The following is a 16,858-nucleotide window of genomic DNA, read 5'->3' on the forward strand; positions in this document are numbered from 1 at the left end:
AACACTACCAACATAGCCCCTGCTGAATGCATTTTTTTCGTCCAGTAGTGTCAGCCGGGGTGCCGTGTAGTCATTCTACATAAACAACGGCTGGCGCTGCTGGGCGGAAAAAGGGATCAGCCCTCCGGGTTGAGCCCCAAAAGCCGCCACTCGTCGTTATTCGTCATTCATTTGGAGTAACCAAACATCACTTCTCATGCCTAGATTGGCGACTTTTGGGGCTCAACAGGGGCCATTTTGGTAGTGTTAACAGGCCCTTACCAACGCCCAGCAGCACGTTGAAGACGATCTGACCATTACTACCAATGTGATCAGTGACAGCGCAGCCAGGGACATTTTTGGCGTTTCACTCGGCGTGCATGGTATCCAGGCAGTATGGATCGACATCGACAACCGCACAGGAAGCCCCCTGTATTACCTCCCCGTCACCACGGATCAGCAGTACTTCTCACCGCTTGAAGTCGCCTGGAAAGTCAAAGGCAAGTTCAACAAGGAAGGCGAGCAAGCGGTGGACAGAATGTTTGTCGAACGAGCCATGCCGGTCAATCTTCCGCCGGGAGAGCAAACCAGCGGATTTGTCTTCACTAACCGTGATCTGGGCATCAAGGTCGTTAATGTAGTATTGCTGGGCGGCGGCAAAAGCTGGCAGACCTCCTTTATGGTGGACGTGCCCGGCATCAAGCTGGATGTGGAAAAGGTCAATTTCGAAGAGCTGTATCAGGATCACGAGTACCAGGATCTTAGCCGCGATGAACTGAAGCACTGGCTTGCCACGCAGACCTGCTGCACCACCAACGAGGATCAGACCAGCAGCGGAGACCCGATCAACTTTACTCTGGTGGGCGACAGCCAGCTGCTGCTCAGCGCCATGGTACAGCGCGGCTGGGATCTCACTGAACGGATACACGGCGGCTCTATCTGGAAAACCACCAAGTCGTTTCTGGTTGGCTCCAGCTACCGTTATTCTCCGGTGAGCTCACTCTATGCACTAGAGCGGCCGCAGGATCTGGCACTGCAGAAAGCCCGCGGCAACATTCACCAGCGCAACCACCTGCGGCTATGGCGCGCGCCGGTACTGTGCGAAGGGGAACCCGTATGGCTCGGACAGATCAGCCGCGATATCGGGGTCCGCTTCACCTTCAAATCCCCTACCCTGACCACTCACAAGATTGATCCTGATGTGGATGAGGCCCGTGACTACCTGCTGCAGGACATGATCTTTTCCCAGCGACTGGCAGAATTCGGTTATGTCCGCGCCATGGAGCCACACACCATTGCGTCCCCCGGCCACAATCTCACTGGAGATCCGTTCATTACGGATGGACTGAGACTGGTGATGTTCTTTCACCAACCGATGACCCCTATGCACAAGGTCCGGGATCTGGGCTGGGAGCAACCGAATCGAGACCGACGCGACTGGCTACAGCAGCTGGAAGCTGCAGCCACAACCGAATAAATCGGCTCGTCCCTGCAGAGGCCCATGCTTCGATGACAAACGATGGCTTGGCTTTTACTTTTTTGGCGCTAATCCAGGAAACTCCGCTGCCTTTGCTCTCTTAGATAATATTCATAGAGATTTTGCGGGCCATGCCGCCCCAGTAACTCAACCAGCTCATTCATGACAGCCTTTGAGCCCGTATTCTGCCTGACACCTTTTAACAGCACTTCCCTTGCAGAATCGACATCGCCCATATCCAGATATACCCCGGATAACTCCAAAATCACTTCAACCTGGGAATCGCTAAGAGTGATGACACCTTGAGGAGGAGAATTCGAGTTCGGTGGCATCAACGAATCCAGATAGGGAACAAGTATCCCAACGACTTTTAGCCACAATCCCTTTCGTCGATAGGCCTTGGCAAGATACAGCGTAGCCAGGTGGTCCGGCATGCCATGAATCGTGTAGCCTTCCAGGCTTTCTACTGCCTCATCGTACTTCCCCATGCCGAAATACGCCCTACCCAAATAATAGTCCAGAAAGTAGGGATTATTTTGCGAGGCAATTTTACTGGCTGACCGGATGATTGCCCCGTAATCTCCAACGGCCAAATGGCATTCCAGGAATGCCTCGGGGTCTGTTTTCCGGAATCCCTCTGGTTCAGATTCAGCAATAATCTTTTTTACTTTTTCTAGATCAGGAGTTCGACTGAAGCACTCAAGGACATCTGAGGCATGGCCGAAAGAACAACAGGAAAAAGCAGCTATAATGCTGATTCTTTTTATCATAGTACCCCTCATAAGACTTATTTCGGCAAGCCATAAAAAAAGCCTCTTCTCAGAGGCTTTTTTTATGGTGCGAGCAAATAGAGCCGCTTACTTTCCAGCGTCCAGAGCCTGGTAGTAATCCATCAGGATCTGTGCCACTTCCGGGCGGGAGAATTCTGGCGGCGGGGCAATGCCCTGACCCAGCATCTCGCGCACCTTGGTGCCGGACAGCAGTACAAAGTCGTCCTTGGTGTGATCCGGCACATCACGCATCATCACCACGCGATCCAGCTTTTTGGAGTATGCGGTATGGTCGGCTTCGAAGATCTTGATCTCCAGCGCGCCAGCCGGCACCTTGTCTTGGAAGATGGTTTGCGCATCGAAAGCACCGTAGTAATCGCCCACACCCGCGTGGTCACGACCGACAATCAGATGGCTACAACCACAGTTCTGACGGAACACCGCGTGCAGTACTGCTTCACGAGGGCCGGCGTACAGCATGTCGAAGCCGTAACCGGTGATCATTACGGTGTTGGGCGGGAAGTACACTTCCACCATTTTACGGATGGAAGCATCACGCACGTCAGCCGGGATATCACCGGCTTTCAGTTTACCCAGCAGCATGTGAATCAAAATGCCGTCGGCATTCAGCGCTTCCTGAGCCATGCGGCACAGTTCTTCATGGGCGCGGTGCATCGGGTTACGGGTCTGGAAAGCAACCACGTTGTTCCAGCCACGCTCAACGAATTCATTGCGGATGGAAACCGCAGTACGGAAGGTATCCGGGAAGTCGTCGGCGAAGTAGGAGTAGTTCAGGACCTGGATATCACCGGAAACGATGAAGTTGCCTGCGGCAAGGAAGTTGGCCACACCCGGGTGCTCCTTGTCGGTGGTGGCAAATACCTGCTCGGCCACCGCTTCCAGTTCTGCGTCGGAGGCTTCTTCGATGGCAGATACATCCATCACCGCAATCACCGGCTCGCCATCCACATTAGGATCGCGCAATGCAATGCGCTTGGCGTCTTTGATGGCGCTCACGTCCTTCAGCATATTGACGATCGGCACCGGCCAGAACAGGCCATTGGCGGTGGTCATGTTCTCCGCCACGGACAACATATCCGCCTTGGTCATGTAGCCTGTCAGGGGGGTGAAATAGCCAGCGCCCATCATCACCGCATTGGCGGCGGCGGCCGAGCTGATCACCACCGAAGGCAGAGACTCGGCCTCATGCTGCAGAGCAACACGAGCAGCTTCATCGGCAACGTACAGGGGTTTTAATGCGTCCGCACCATGCGGCTTCACCAAAGCGACCATCTATTCACTCCAAATGCTTAATCAACGAGGTGTCCATGTTGCGGCGGAGTATAGCAAAGGATCGGCAATAGGTCGGCCCGCCAAGGGCAAAAGAAGGTCAAAAGGAGGACCAGCAAAAATTAAGCCGCCGAATCAAATGGTTAGCGCCCCACATCTGATGCGACGTGGCTCATATTGAGTGGTATACCCACCCTACCCGCGACCCACAGGCCGCGAGTTGAATCAAACAATGGGAGGTTCACCTGCCAGGGTCGGTCCTTTTTCGATATCGGAGGTGAATACCTCCAACGACTGGGCCACCTCACTGACTTCCTCGAAGCGGGCAATGTGGTAGAGGGCTTCGCCTTCGTTGACCAATGGCAGGTTGTTGCGCCCCACCAGAATGCCGGCGGCAGGGGCGTAGATATTGACGTCTTCGCCACCGAAGGGACTGGAGATACGGCCAATCAGATCGCCTTTCTTGATCCAGGCACCGAGGGCCACCAGGGACAAGAACACACCATCACGCTCCGCACGTACCCAACTGGAGGAACGGGCAATGTAGGGCTCAGCAGGGACACGGGAGCGGCGAGCCCCGGTCATGCCGAGATGTTGCATGACATTGAGCACCCCTTTGACACCGGCGCGGATACAGGATTCTTCGAATCGCAGCGCTTCGCCAGCCTCGTAGGTGATGACCGGAATGCCCTGGGCCTCGGCCACTTCACGCAGCGTGCCCTCGCCCAATACGGAATTGATAACCACCGGCACACCAAACGCATTCGCCATGGCCCCCGTGTCCTCATTGGACAGGTCCGCGCGAATCTGTGGCAGATTGGCCCGGTGAATGGCGCCGGTGTGCAGGTCTACCGCATGGGTGGCGCGATCCAGTACCTGGGTCTTGAACTGCCACGCCATCCGCGCACCCAGGCTGCCCGTTTCAGAGCCGGGGAAACAGCGATTCAGATCGCGACGATCCGGCAGGTAACGGGTCTTATGAATAAAACCGAAGACGTTCACCACCGGCACTGCCAGCAAGGTGCCATTGATGCTCTTCAAGGCTGAGTGGCGCAACAAGCGACGAATGATCTCCACCCCGTTCAACTCGTCACCATGAATGGCAGCACTGACCATCAACACCGGCCCAGGCTTGCGGCCATGAATAACATGGATCGGCACGTTCAACGGTGTCTGGGTATAAAGCTGCGCCAACGGCAATTCCACCTTGGCCCGCGTCCCCGGCTGAACCGTAATACCATCAATCTCAAAAGGCGCGTTTTTCGGTTCTTTAGTATTTTTCATTCTTCACCCGAGACCACAAACTCTCACTACCTTCAGCCAGCGCAGCCAACTTTCACGCCGGACGGGTTTTCGCTATTAACTATTCACTATTAACTGTTAACTGCCTTTGTTTTATCCCTTGGAGCCTTTGGTCTGTGTCCGGTAAGGCCGGGCATCTTTCTCGATAAACTTGATCACCATACCCGCCACATCCTTCCCGGTGGCCTGCTCGATCCCTTCAAGACCCGGCGAGGAATTCACTTCCATCACCACGGGCCCATGGTTGGAACGCAGAATATCCACACCGGCCACGTTCAGCCCCATGATACGAGCGGCCCTGACGGCAGTCGCACGCTCCTCCGGAGTGATACGAATCAGGCTGGCGCTACCGCCACGATGCAGGTTGGAGCGGAATTCACCAGGCGCAGCCTGACGTTTCATGGCCGCGATCACCTTACCACCCACCACGAAGCAGCGGATGTCTGCACCGCCCGCTTCCTTTATGTATTCCTGCACCATCACCGATACGTTCAGGCCCATGAAGGCCTCAATCACCGATTCCGCCGCTTTGCGGGTTTCCGCCAGCACCACACCAATGCCCTGGGTCCCTTCCAGCATCTTGATCACCAGCGGCGCACCGCGAACCATGTTGATCAAGTCAGGGATATCATCCGGGGAGTGAGCAAAGCCGGTGATCGGCAAGCCGACACCTTTGCGGGACAGCAGCTGCAAAGAACGCAGTTTGTCCCGGGAGCGGGAAATCGCCACGGATTCGTTGACCGGAAACACACCCATCATCTCGAATTGGCGCACCACTGCGGTGCCATACTGGGTAATGGAGGCACCGATTCGCGGGATCACCGCGTCGAAGCCTTCCAGCACTTCACCCTTGAAGTGAATTTCCGGTTTGTGCGCCACCATGCTCATGTAGCAACGCAGGGTATCGATCACATGCATTTCATGCCCGGCGGCTTCGCCGGCTTCCACCAGACGGCGGGTGGAATAGAGTCGCTTGTTTCTCGAAAGAATGGCAATTTTCATGGCAGCACTGTCTGTTTGAATTAACGGTGTATAGCGTTGAATAAGCTCTGTGGTTGAATCAGGGGTTATCCCTGTCCCCACCCAACAAAAAGGATTCTGTCGGCTCAACCACGATTTCAGTCATGGCAGTGCGGCCAAGCAGCATCCGGAATTTCATATTTTCACGGTCGGTCAGGGTAATCTCAATGGGCCATTGGCGCCCACCCAGATTGATCAGGGTAAGAATCACCGGACGTTCTTCCTTGTGACCACCCGAGTCTGTGACCACGCGACGATCCAGCACCGGAGCCTCACAAACGGTGACTTGGGGCTGATCCTGAATCGGGTGCAGGGAGAAGCGAACCCACTCCACGCCGTCACGCTCAAAGGGTTCCACTTCAAAGGCATGGATCGCCGAGGTACGGGCTCCGGTATCCACTTTCATCTTGATGGCATCAATGCCCAGTTCCGGCAGGCTGGCCCACTCGCGCCAGCCTACTACCACTTTTCCCATCAGTCGCGTCCCAGCAGTTCAATCTTGTAACCATCCGGGTCTTCCACAAAGGCCAGCACCGTGGTGCCATGCTTCATGGGGCCGGGTTCACGGGTGATCTTGCCACCCCGTTCACGAATACGCTCACAAGCAGCGTACACGTCATCCACAGCCAGCGCGACATGGCCATAGCCATTACCCAAATCGTACGCGTGCTGGTCCCAGTTAAAGGTCAGCTCCAACACAGCCCCCTCTGACTCGGGCTGATAGCCCACGAATACATTGGTAAAGCGGCCTTCCGGGTATTCCTTGCGGCGGATTTCGTGCATGCCCAATACCTCGGTATAGAACGCAACCGACTGTTCGAGATTGCCCACACGCAGCATGGTATGAAGGATTCGCATGATTCGCTGGCTCCTGGCGACGGTAAAAACGGACAGGCAAGTCGCCCCTGCCGTGTCAGGGCGAAGTGTGGTGGCAGAAGGCAGAATTAACAACAAAAAAAGCCGGCCATCAGGCACGGCGGGTGTTTTTTGCGATCAGGGACGAGTTGAAAGTTCAAAGTTTAAACGCGGATTGCGTCGTCGCGACTGAAATGCCGTGGCCGCGATTACCGGAATGGTGCGGGCACGGCAGTTCAGCCCCCAGCCACCGCTGACGCGCATTTCAACTTTAAGCGTTGAACTTTTCGACTCAAGAGCGCCTGGAGGATGGCGAGAACGGCTATTGTGGGAGCGGCCATTCGGCCGCGATCGTTATGGCAGAGAATCGCGGTCCAACGCCGCTCCCACAATGGAGTGATCAATGGCTTCAGGGCAAGAACATCGAACCCTGGTCATCTACCCAGGCTTCCGGCACCCGACCTTCGCGAATACGCTGGGGGTGATCGCCCACATCCACCCTCGCCACTTCCTGGCCACTGGCATAATTGAAGATCGACATCTGGTCAGTGCCACTCCAGGAAACATAGCAGTGCTCACCGTCCTTGCTGGTGGTAACCCAATATGGCTTCTCGCCAACCCCTTTCTTGAGGGTGTAGGCGAAGGTTTCCCGGTCTACCAGCGCCACATAATCGCTCATGGTACCCGCCACACACAGGGTCTTGTTGTCCGCACTGAGAGCAATACCGTGATGGGCGGAATCATTAACGTACAGTTCCCGGGGCAGGCCGTTGGTGAGATCCGGCAGTTCGGCCAGCCGCAACACCTTTTCCTCTTCCAGATCGTATTCGATAAATCCATGAAGAAACGACAGCTGGAAGTAGAAGTAGCGATCATCGGAAGTATGCGCCATGGGGCGTACTGCAGTACTCAGGTTGCCGTAGCCCGCCTCTTCCAGATCCGCAGCCAGATCCAGCTTCTTGATGATCTCCATACTGTCCGCGTCCACCACCTGGAAAATACGCTCACCCTTGGTGGCATCCAGCAGGTTTTGCCCCAGCAGGGCATCGGTGAGATCACCAATCAACTTGCTGTCCAGGGGGGTATAAACGGTGCCGATACTGGCGTGATAAATGCGTTTGCCGTCCTTTGAGTAGATATTCTCATGGGGGGAGTCGCCAGAGGGGAAGCGTTTGAGTTCGGCACCTGTCTCCACATCAAGAATATGGACCACATTGCCGGTGGAGGCCGAGACAGCTACCTGAGTGCCATCCGGGGATACCGCCATGTGATCCGAACGGTAACCATCCACCTCAAAGCGCCATTCAATCTCGCCGCTGGCTATGTCGATGCCAACCACATCTGCATAGCTGGGGCGCGACACGATCAGCAAGCGGCCATCGTTGCTACTGTACATGTCATCCACATACTGATGATTGCCCTCACCAATCAATAGCCGTATCCCTTGAAAGAACAGCAGGTCTTCGGGATTGCTGGCGATGGCGGCCTCGCGCTCCTGCTGATCCGGGATACCATTGATTCGCCCCAGACGTTCATAAGTATCACGATCGACAACATCGACCATGCCTTCCCAGTTATTACCCACGAAAATAACGTCTCGGGCCTTGGCTGCAGGCTCAGGCAGCGCCGGCGCAGGGCTTTCTTCCTCCACATTCGGAACCGGCGCTTGCGCTGTGTCGGTAACCGGAGTCGACGGGGTACTGGAACCGCTTCCGCCGCCACAGGCAGCAACAGACAGGGTCAAGGCAGTAGCCAGCAATGTAAGACGAGGGGTGAAAGCGGCCATGGTCAGAATCCTCCCAACAGCGATAGGTGTTGTTGTTATGAGGCGACCAGCTTAATTGTGACGATAGTACAAATTAAATGGGAGTTCGTTTTCGTTGTGTAACATGGAACACGGGACATCAAATCCCTGACGCCAAACGCAAAAAACCGCCGCAACCTTTCGGCATGCGGCGGTTTGTTGTTCGAGCGTCATGCATCGGGCATCAAGTGCCCGGCGCAGATCAGCTCAACTTGCGACCATTCTTGGCCGCAATACGCAGACGCAGAGCGTTCAGTTTGATAAAGCCTTCCGCATCTTTCTGATCATAAGCGCCGGCATCGTCCTCGAAGGTCGCGATGGAGGCGTCGAACAGGCTATCGTTCTCGGAGCGACGACCCACCACGGTGGCGTTGCCCTTGTACAACTTCATGCGGACTTCGCCGTTCACGTGTTCCTGGGTAGCATCAATAAGCTTCTGCAAGGCCAGACGCTCCGGGCTCCACCAGTAGCCGTTGTACACCAGCTCGGCATACTTGGGCATCACAGAGTCTTTCAGGTGCGCGGACTCACGATCCAGGGTAAGGGACTCGATGGCGCGGTGCGCCGGCAACATGATGGTGCCGCCGGGAGTTTCGTAGCAACCACGGGACTTCATGCCCACGTAACGGTTTTCCACCAGGTCCAGACGGCCGATGCCGTTGTCGCCACCCAGCTTGTTCAGCTTGGTCAGCACTTCCGCCGGGCTCAAACGCTCGCCATCGATGGACACGATGTCGCCTTTCTCGAAGCCCAGGGTGATGTAGGTGGCCTGATCCGGAGCCGCTTCCGGGCTCACGCTCCAGCGCCACATGTCGTCTTCAGCTTCCCACCACGGATCTTCCAGGTTGCCGCCCTCATAAGAAATGTGCAGCAGGTTGGCGTCCATGGAGTAAGGAGATTTCTTCTTCTTGCTGGAGAAATCCACCGGGATGTTGCGCTCTTCGCAGTAGGCCATCAGCTTTTCGCGGGAGTTCAGATCCCACTCACGCCACGGCGCGATCACCTGGATGCCAGGAGCCAGAGCGTAAGCGCCCAGCTCGAAGCGAACCTGATCGTTACCTTTACCGGTGGCACCGTGGGAAATGGCGTCAGCGCCGGTTTCTTCGGCGATTTCCACCAGACGCTTGGCAATCAGCGGGCGCGCGATGGAGGTACCCAGCAGGTACTCACCTTCGTAGATGGTGTTGGCGCGGAACATGGGGAAAACATAGTCACGCACAAATTCTTCGCGCAGGTCTTCAATGTAGATTTCCTTCACGCCCATGGCCTGAGCCTTGGCGCGGGCGGGCTCCACTTCTTCCCCCTGGCCGATATCGGCAGTAAAGGTCACCACCTCACAGTCATAGGTATCCTGCAGCCATTTAACGATTACCGAGGTATCGAGGCCGCCGGAATAAGCCAGCACTACCTTGTTGATCTTGGACATTGAAAGACTCCGCAAATGGGTGGGCCGCAGCGCGTGTTCAGGCCACCCGGTGAATCGAGGGAGCGTATTGTACCTGCCACGCAGTGGCGTCGTCACCTGTCACGACTGGCAGGATTCCGGTAGCATAGCCGTTTCCCGGCGCCCCGGAGGGGGTGAGCGGGGTATTTAGTCTGTTGGAGTCATCATGAGCGATATGCACCCCAGCCTGGCGCTGCGGTTTCGTGGCTTTCTGCCGGTAGTCATTGACGTGGAAACCGGGGGATTCAATGCCAATACCGATGCCCTGCTGGAAATCGCCGCGGTCCTGATCGATATGGACGCCCAGGGCTACCTGCGCCCTTCTACCCGCATCCAGTTTCACGTCGACCCTTTCCCGGGTGCCAACATTGAGCAGGCTGCTCTGGATTTCACCGGTATCGATCCGCACAATCCACTGCGCGGCGCGGTAACTGAAGACACCGCCCTGAAAGGGGTGTTCGAACCGGTGCGCAAAGCCATCAAGAAACACGGCTGCAACCGGGCGGTGCTGGTGGGCCATAACAGTTTCTTCGATCTGGGCTTTCTTAACGCTGCCGCAGAGCGTAATGAGGTGAAACGTAATCCGTTCCACCCATTCTCCAGTTTTGATACTGCCGCCCTGGCGGGTCTGGTCTATGGCCAAACGGTTTTGGCCAAGGCCTGCGAAGCTGCCGGCATCCGCTTCAGCCAGCGCGAAGCACACTCTGCACTGTACGATGCCACCCGCACCGCCGAGCTGTTCTGTTCCATGGTGAACCGCTTCCGCGATCTGGGCGGGTGGCCACCACCCCCACCCGGCGAAATGCCGCCGACCCTGGCAAAAGCCCTGGACTGATTCAACAGCGTTTTTTTACCACAGAGGGCACAGAGTTCACTGAGGGAAAACCTTCCGAGCTCTGCCCCTCTGATCTAGTGGAAGGTGATCCCGCCGCGATCTTTCCATACCGTCCAGAATCGCGGTCGCACCCGGAGGGGGGATTCCCTAGCGTGGGGACGGTTTTTTGTGGGAGCGGCGGTTCCGCCGCGATGTGCCTGGGCACGATTGAAGACCGGTGTCGCGGTCGCGTCTAAAGTTGAGTCGGTTTTGGCGTTGACGTCCCAAGTTCGACTCCAGAGGTCAGGAGCCTGCCTTCCCGCTAACCCGCGATGAACCCAAAAAAAGGGCCGCTAAAAAGCGGCCCTTTTTTTTGTGCCTGCGCTTCTTACAGCTTGTCTGCGTTACCAGACAGGTACTCGGCAACACCTTCCGGGGAAGCGTTCATGCCGGAATCGCCTTTCTGCCAGCCAGCCGGGCACACTTCACCGTGCTCTTCGTGGAACTGCAGGGCGTCAACCAGACGGATCAGCTCTTCCATGTTACGACCCAGCGGCAGATCGTTAACGATCTGGCTGCGTACCACGCCGTTCTGGTCGATCAGGAAAACACCACGGAATGCCATGCCGCCTTCAGACTCTACGTCGTAGGACTGGGCAATGGTGTGGTTCATGTCAGCGGCCAGAGTGTATTTCACCGGACCGATACCGCCTTCGTTGATCGGGGTGTTACGCCAGGCGTTGTGGGTGAAGTGGCTGTCGATAGACACGCCGATCACTTCCACGCCACGCTCTTTGAACGCATCCATACGATGATCCAGAGCGATCAGCTCGGACGGGCATACAAAGGTGAAGTCCAGCGGGTAGAAGAAGACCAGACCGTATTTGCCCTTGATGGCTTCGGACAGAGTGAATGAGTCAACGATGCTGCCATCGCCCAGTACAGCAGGAACAGTGAAATCCGGTGCGGGCTTACCAACCAGAACAGCCATGTTTATCTCCTTGTGTGAGAGGGGTAAAACCGGGGACATCACGTCCCGCGAAACTGTGCTCTATCATGGGGATTCCGGCGCGGCATGCAACCGGCTTTGTTGCGGAATCCAACCAATTGCTCAATGAATAGGCAATTGGGGCACTTCTGCAGCCCTCTTTAGCGGCGGCTTCGACTCCAGATCACCGTGCCGGTAATGGCCAGAATGGTGAGTACCAGGGCCGCGAAGTCCATCACCAACTGCCCCGCCAGGCCGGCAATCCGGCCCGCGTGCAGATCCAGCAACAACCGCTGCCAGGTCAGGGAAGGCGGCACACTCTGGTCAATCAGGGCTTTTTCCAGACCGTTTGGCAATGGCCTGGCGTCCAGCTGCTGCCAGTCCCCCTGATACGGACTTGCCATCAGCTGGTCCACGTCGTAACGCAGCAATGCATCGCCGGTGTCCAGGATCAATCCAGTGTCATCACTGCCCAGATTTTCAAAGACCGGCAATCCATAGGCCTTGCCGATGCGTTCCACCAGCTGGCCATTGCCGTCCAGCAGCATCAGCTCCTGCCCGCAACCGACAATCAGCAGCCCGTTGTGACGCGCTACCCCATGCAATGGAGGCGTGCAATGCAGGGTGTCAGCACCATCCACATACAAGCGCTCATTCAGTTCTGCGTACCACTGACCTTCCAGGAAATAGCCCCTGATGTCGCTGGGCACCGGCGCACCGTACCAGCGCGCCAGCAAGGGCGACATGGGCTTGCTGGACCAGCCAAGGGACTCGATGTGATTGAGCATCACCCCCGTAATCGACAGCACCAGCACCGGCAATGCCACCGCCAGCCCCAGCCAGCGGTGCCAGCGACGCCACTGGCGTGTAGGGTTCCGTTTTTTCACCTAGCAACCTCAATGAGGCCAATAATCCACGTCGATTGTAGGCGCTAATGCATTAGGGCCAACACCGGAACCTCCAGCAGCCTGAACAAAACCGTCAAGAGCCCCACACGCAGGCATAAAAAACCCGGCGCTGGGCCGGGCCTTCATTCATTACAGAGTAACGAGATCAGTCGCTGCCGTCAGTCTCTGCCGCTGCGCCATCCACCAGCTCCTTGAGCTGACCGGAGCGATACATGTCCATGATGATGTCGCAGCCACCCACCAGCTCGCCACCCACCCACAGCTGGGGATAGGTCGGCCAGTTGGCATACTCCTTCAAACTCTGACGAATTTCCGGCGCTTCCAGGATATTCACATAGGCAAACGGCTTTCCCACCGCGGTCATGGCTTCCACCACCTGCGCGGAGAAGCCGCACTGGGGGAACTGCGGGGTGCCCTTCATGTAAAGGATCACCGGGTTTTTTTCGATCTGGTCTTTGATGACCTGAATAACATCCATACTGAACTACCTGGCGTTTTGAGGGGGTTGATTGGCTCTATTCTAGCACTGATGGCCCTGCTCCTCCCAGATGGGGCCGGAGAGCCACGCCTTCAAGGGTCACGGAACAGAAAAGGGGGCCGAAGCCCACCGCTGTCCCACATTTTTCAGGCTCCTCTTTGGGAAAGGCCCCTCTTCCTTTGTGGGAGCTTGCTTGCAAGCGAATTCGGCCTTTGCGAACACGTCTTCGCCTGCAAGCAAGCGCTTACCCTGGAAGAATCTAGGTGTGTAAAGCCAACAGGTTGTTCATAACAGGAAGCCTGCTAATTGGAGGCAAGTAGCCAATAGCGGAATGAGGGCGATGCCAGTTGTACTGGTGTATCCATACCGGCAAGTACTCCGCTCGCTGAGCGGAGTTGTCATAGGAGCAGGCATAAGCCCATTCTCGCAGAGCAGTCTGTATCCACCTTTCGGCCTTGCCGTTAGTGCGCGGCGTGTAGGGCTTGGTGCGGCGATGTTTGAGCCCCAATCGCCGGCATGCGCGAGCAAAGGCCCCTGAGCGGTAACAGCCTCCGTTATCCGTCAACACACGCTGAATGCGGATGCCCAAAGAGCGATAATAGCGCAGGGCAGCAATTAGGGCCCGCCAGGCACTGGCCCCGCTTTCATCCGGACAAATCGTTGCCCAGGCAATACGACTATGATCATCAATTGCCATATGGACGTATTCCCAGCCTGCCCCATAGGACTTGCCTGCCTGCGGGCTTCCTGTCACGCGGTGACCGGGTTTGCGGAAGCGTCCCAGTTTCTTGATGTCCAAGTGTAAAAGATCGCCGGGATTGTCATGCTCATAGCGGTTGGAGGGCCGGGCAGGCTCAAGCGAACTGAGTCGATTCACGCCGGCAGAACGCAGCACGCGAGCGACCGTGCTGGGGCTAACACCCTCTTCGCTGCTGATTTGACGGTAAATACGCCTTTCATAGCGTTTCGCAATGATCCGTTGGCGCTGCTCTTCGCAGATAGCATGGGGGTGGTGGTGTGGGCGAGAAGTGCGGTTTTCCAATCCCTGCATTCCTTCCTCACGATAGCGGGTCAGCCATTTATAGGCCGTTCGTGTGCTCACCCCCATCGCTTGTGCAGCTTCCTCTGGTCGCAGACCGTGTTCGAGAATGCGAGTGATCAACAGGGCTCGACCGTGGACGGTTAATCGGGCATTTTTGTGGGTGTTCATTCGGGGCTCCCGGGAAGGTTTGTAGTTTCGCACCTCCAATCTGCCGGGTAAGTCCCGAATGAACAACCTACTGAAAGATCACATCTAGGGAGCCTCTGAAGATTGGCTCACCGCCAATTCATGTCTTCATATCACGAGATACCCTGCCGGCATGTCAGCCCCGCAGAGCTCCGTCAAGCAGACACAAACTGTGGGACAGCGGTGGGCTTCGGCCCCCAGTTCTGTTGTCACCGCTTTCCACCTCAGAAGCGTACTTTCATGCCCACATAGCCAGTGCGCGGCTTGTTGGGGCGAGCCCCTGCGGGATCACGGGAGACAATTTCCTGATCGTCAAACACGTTATCCACTTTGGCATACACTTCCATATCGCTATTCACGTGGTAGGTGGCCACCACATCTGCGATCACGTAGTCACTGGTGCGTTTGAACGTGGTGCTCTGACCAGTACGGTCACAGCTGTTGTCGATGCACATGCCATCCGTGTGGCTGACCGACATCAATGCAGACCAGGCAGCGGCTTTTTCCAGGCCGAAGGTCAGGCTGGCCAGATGTTCAGGCAGGTAAGGCAGCACATCGCCATCCAGCACGGACAGATCATCCGCGTCCCTGGTGATTTCGCCATCGGTGTAGGTATAGGCCAGCCGAACCGGAACTCGCAGGCCATTGTCACCCTCCCAGGCCACGCTGTTCAGCCCCACCTCCAGACCGCGAACCTCGGATTCACCAAAGCTCTGGGTGCCGGAATCATTGCCATTGGGACATGGATTGGCGATGGAACAGTTCTGGATCGTGTTCTCATAATCGCTGTAGAACGCGATCACATCGGCACTGAAGTTTTCCTGCCAGTAGCGGAAACCGGTTTCATAGTTAACACTCTTTTCCGCCTCGGTACCTTTCTGGGAGGAGGCTCCGGCCGGCGCAAACCCCTGATGCACACCAGCCAGCAGTGACCAGTTGTCATTTAGCAGCCAGGTGGCACCCAGGCCCGCCATCAGCTCTTCGTTGCGGTTTTCTGTCCGTGAACTCACCGTGTTGCGAGCCGGCTCACCCCAGCGCTTGCTCTTGCTCTCCACGTTCTCGTAGCGCAACGAGCCGGTGACAATGAAATCCCCCACATAAGCGTGATCGATGATCCAGGCCGACATGGCATCGGCATTTTCCAGACGGTTATCACCGCCGGTGGGCAATGTGGACGTCTGATACACCAGGCTGCCATTAGTCTGATCGAAGGTGTCCGTGGGCTGATAACGATCCACTTCGTCCTGGTGGTAGCGGGCCCCTACTATCAGATCATTTTGCACAGAGCCTGCCTGGAACTGGTGACTCAGTTCAGTCTGAATTCCTTCAGAAATGTACTCACGGTTGTTGTTCTTGAACACTAGATCAGAGGCGTCGGCGCTACCACGCAGAACTGCTTGCTTGACTCCACCATTGGTGTTGGCATCCGACACATAACCACCAATGCCCTGGCCATCAATACTGGCCAGCTTGTACCAGTTGCGGTTGAACTCGTTGCGGTACACTACAGAGTTCAACCGGGTATTTTCAGCAAACACCAGAGTGTGGCGCAGGGACACCGCATCCCTGTCATTGTCCATCTGGTCGATATCACTCATGCCGTAACGCCGGTTGGCATCACGCTCAAAATCCCGGTCGGTCAGCCCCAGATAGGTTTCGTCGGAGACTTCGCTGGAATGCTCCAGTTTCAGTTCCAGCGCCTGCTGGATAGCGGCGGTTTCCGGAGCCTGCCAACGTAGCTTGGCTACATAATCACGCTTGTCAAAACCACTGTCGCGGTTGGAACGGTCAATATCCTTGAAGCCCAGGGTGCGTTGCTGATGCGCTTCCAGCATGAAACCAAACTGGCCCTCTGTGGCGCCATAATAAGCATGAGCTCGCTGAGATCCGTCCTCTCCACCTTCCACATTCACCATGCCTGAAGCACGGGCAGGAATCGGGGTAGACAGGAAATTGATGGCACCCCCAACAGTGAAGGGACCGTAGCGCAAGGTGTCTGGACCTTTCAGGACTTCAACGCCATAGAAACGACCAGCACTGGGAAAATAATAGGCTGCCGGTGCAGCGTAAGGTGCCGGGGCAATCAACACCCCGTCTTCCATGAGAGAAACCTTGCTGGAGCGGTCACGACCGGAGCCACGAATACCGATGTTCGGACGCAGGCCATAACCTTCTTCTTCCTGGAAATACACGCCGGGCACATCTCGCAGAATGCGGTGCACATCCGTGTTTTCCTTTTTTTCCAAATCTTCGTTAGACAGTACGTAAGCAGAACCACTGATACTGAAAGTATCCTGGCGATCCCCGAGGATCTGTACCGGTTTCAGTTCATTGGTCTGATCCGCAAAAGCCGGAGCTGCTCCGGTAGCCATGGCAGAGGCGATGGCACAGCAAATTAGGCGACGCTGTAAATGCATAAGTATTCCTTCCCGACGCAAATGCAAAAAATGTAAACATCGTAAGCACGGGAAAAATACAGTGAAGAAGAACTAAATTCAATT

General features: G+C 56.2%; 15 protein-coding genes. 2 read left to right on the top strand and 13 right to left on the bottom strand.

Annotation, left to right across the window (positions count from 1 at the left end; translation table 11 throughout):
• The first annotated feature begins 307 nt into the window (after positions 1-307).
• Positions 308-1,456, top strand: a complete 1,149-nt coding sequence (locus tag Y5S_RS06115; protein WP_052041438.1) for an LssY C-terminal domain-containing protein — start codon at positions 308-310, stop codon at positions 1,454-1,456.
• Positions 1,457-1,524: 68 nt separating this feature from the next.
• On the opposite strand, the gene Y5S_RS06120 is transcribed toward Y5S_RS06115, so the two are convergent.
• The 8 genes from Y5S_RS06120 to Y5S_RS06155 form a co-directional block, all read right to left on the bottom strand.
• Positions 1,525-2,226: a tetratricopeptide repeat protein gene (locus tag Y5S_RS06120; protein ID WP_035231333.1), complete on the bottom strand. Its 702-nt coding sequence runs from the start codon at positions 2,224-2,226 to the stop codon at positions 1,525-1,527.
• A gap of 87 nt (positions 2,227-2,313) precedes the next feature.
• Positions 2,314-3,519 (bottom strand): sulfate adenylyltransferase, encoded by a 1,206-nt coding sequence (gene sat / locus Y5S_RS06125; protein ID WP_035231334.1) that lies wholly within the window; start codon positions 3,517-3,519, stop codon positions 2,314-2,316.
• Between the two features lie 222 nt (positions 3,520-3,741).
• Positions 3,742-4,800, bottom strand: coding sequence for a succinylglutamate desuccinylase/aspartoacylase family protein (locus Y5S_RS06130; protein WP_035231335.1), 1,059 nt, complete (start codon positions 4,798-4,800; stop codon positions 3,742-3,744).
• Between the two features lie 111 nt (positions 4,801-4,911).
• Entirely contained in the window at positions 4,912-5,820 is a 909-nt protein-coding gene (rimK, locus tag Y5S_RS06135) for a 30S ribosomal protein S6--L-glutamate ligase (protein WP_035231336.1), read from the bottom strand.
• A 58-nt stretch (positions 5,821-5,878) separates the two neighbouring features.
• Entirely contained in the window at positions 5,879-6,313 is a 435-nt protein-coding gene (locus tag Y5S_RS06140; RefSeq protein WP_035231337.1) for an ATP-dependent zinc protease family protein, read from the bottom strand.
• Positions 6,313-6,696, bottom strand: coding sequence for a lactoylglutathione lyase (gene gloA, locus Y5S_RS06145; protein ID WP_035231338.1), 384 nt, complete (start codon positions 6,694-6,696; stop codon positions 6,313-6,315). The genes Y5S_RS06140 and gloA overlap by 1 nt, the downstream gene beginning before the upstream one ends.
• A 406-nt stretch (positions 6,697-7,102) precedes the next feature.
• The gene (locus tag Y5S_RS06150; protein ID WP_035231339.1) at positions 7,103-8,479 is read right to left on the bottom strand and encodes a YncE family protein; all 1,377 of its coding nucleotides are present in this window, start codon (positions 8,477-8,479) and stop codon (positions 7,103-7,105) included.
• 220 nt (positions 8,480-8,699) lie between these two features.
• Positions 8,700-9,923, bottom strand: a complete 1,224-nt coding sequence (locus Y5S_RS06155) for an argininosuccinate synthase (protein ID WP_035231340.1) — start codon at positions 9,921-9,923, stop codon at positions 8,700-8,702.
• 184 nt (positions 9,924-10,107) lie between these two features.
• Here Y5S_RS06155 and rnt point away from each other — a divergent pair, with 184 nt between their 5' ends.
• Complete coding sequence (gene rnt / locus Y5S_RS06160) at positions 10,108-10,776, top strand: ribonuclease T (protein ID WP_035231341.1); 669 nt, start codon at positions 10,108-10,110, stop codon at positions 10,774-10,776.
• 367 nt (positions 10,777-11,143) lie between these two features.
• On the opposite strand, the gene Y5S_RS06165 is transcribed toward rnt, so the two are convergent.
• From Y5S_RS06165 to Y5S_RS06185, 5 genes are all read right to left on the bottom strand, one after another.
• Positions 11,144-11,746 carry a peroxiredoxin gene (locus Y5S_RS06165; protein WP_035231342.1) on the bottom strand — a complete coding sequence of 201 codons (603 nt, stop codon included), beginning with the start codon at positions 11,744-11,746 and terminating at the stop codon, positions 11,144-11,146.
• A gap of 158 nt (positions 11,747-11,904) precedes the next feature.
• Complete coding sequence (locus tag Y5S_RS06170) at positions 11,905-12,630, bottom strand: PepSY-associated TM helix domain-containing protein (protein ID WP_035231343.1); 726 nt, start codon at positions 12,628-12,630, stop codon at positions 11,905-11,907.
• Between the two features lie 166 nt (positions 12,631-12,796).
• Complete coding sequence (grxD, locus tag Y5S_RS06175; RefSeq protein WP_035231344.1) at positions 12,797-13,129, bottom strand: Grx4 family monothiol glutaredoxin; 333 nt, start codon at positions 13,127-13,129, stop codon at positions 12,797-12,799.
• Between the two features lie 259 nt (positions 13,130-13,388).
• Complete coding sequence (locus Y5S_RS06180; protein WP_035231345.1) at positions 13,389-14,339, bottom strand: IS481 family transposase; 951 nt, start codon at positions 14,337-14,339, stop codon at positions 13,389-13,391.
• Positions 14,340-14,581: 242 nt separating this feature from the next.
• Positions 14,582-16,774 carry a TonB-dependent receptor family protein gene (locus tag Y5S_RS06185; protein ID WP_035231346.1) on the bottom strand — a complete coding sequence of 731 codons (2,193 nt, stop codon included), beginning with the start codon at positions 16,772-16,774 and terminating at the stop codon, positions 14,582-14,584.
• Positions 16,775-16,858: the final 84 nt, after the last annotated feature.

This window comes from Alcanivorax nanhaiticus (assembly GCF_000756665.1).
In the GTDB taxonomy this organism is placed as follows: domain Bacteria; phylum Pseudomonadota; class Gammaproteobacteria; order Pseudomonadales; family Alcanivoracaceae; genus Alcanivorax; species Alcanivorax nanhaiticus.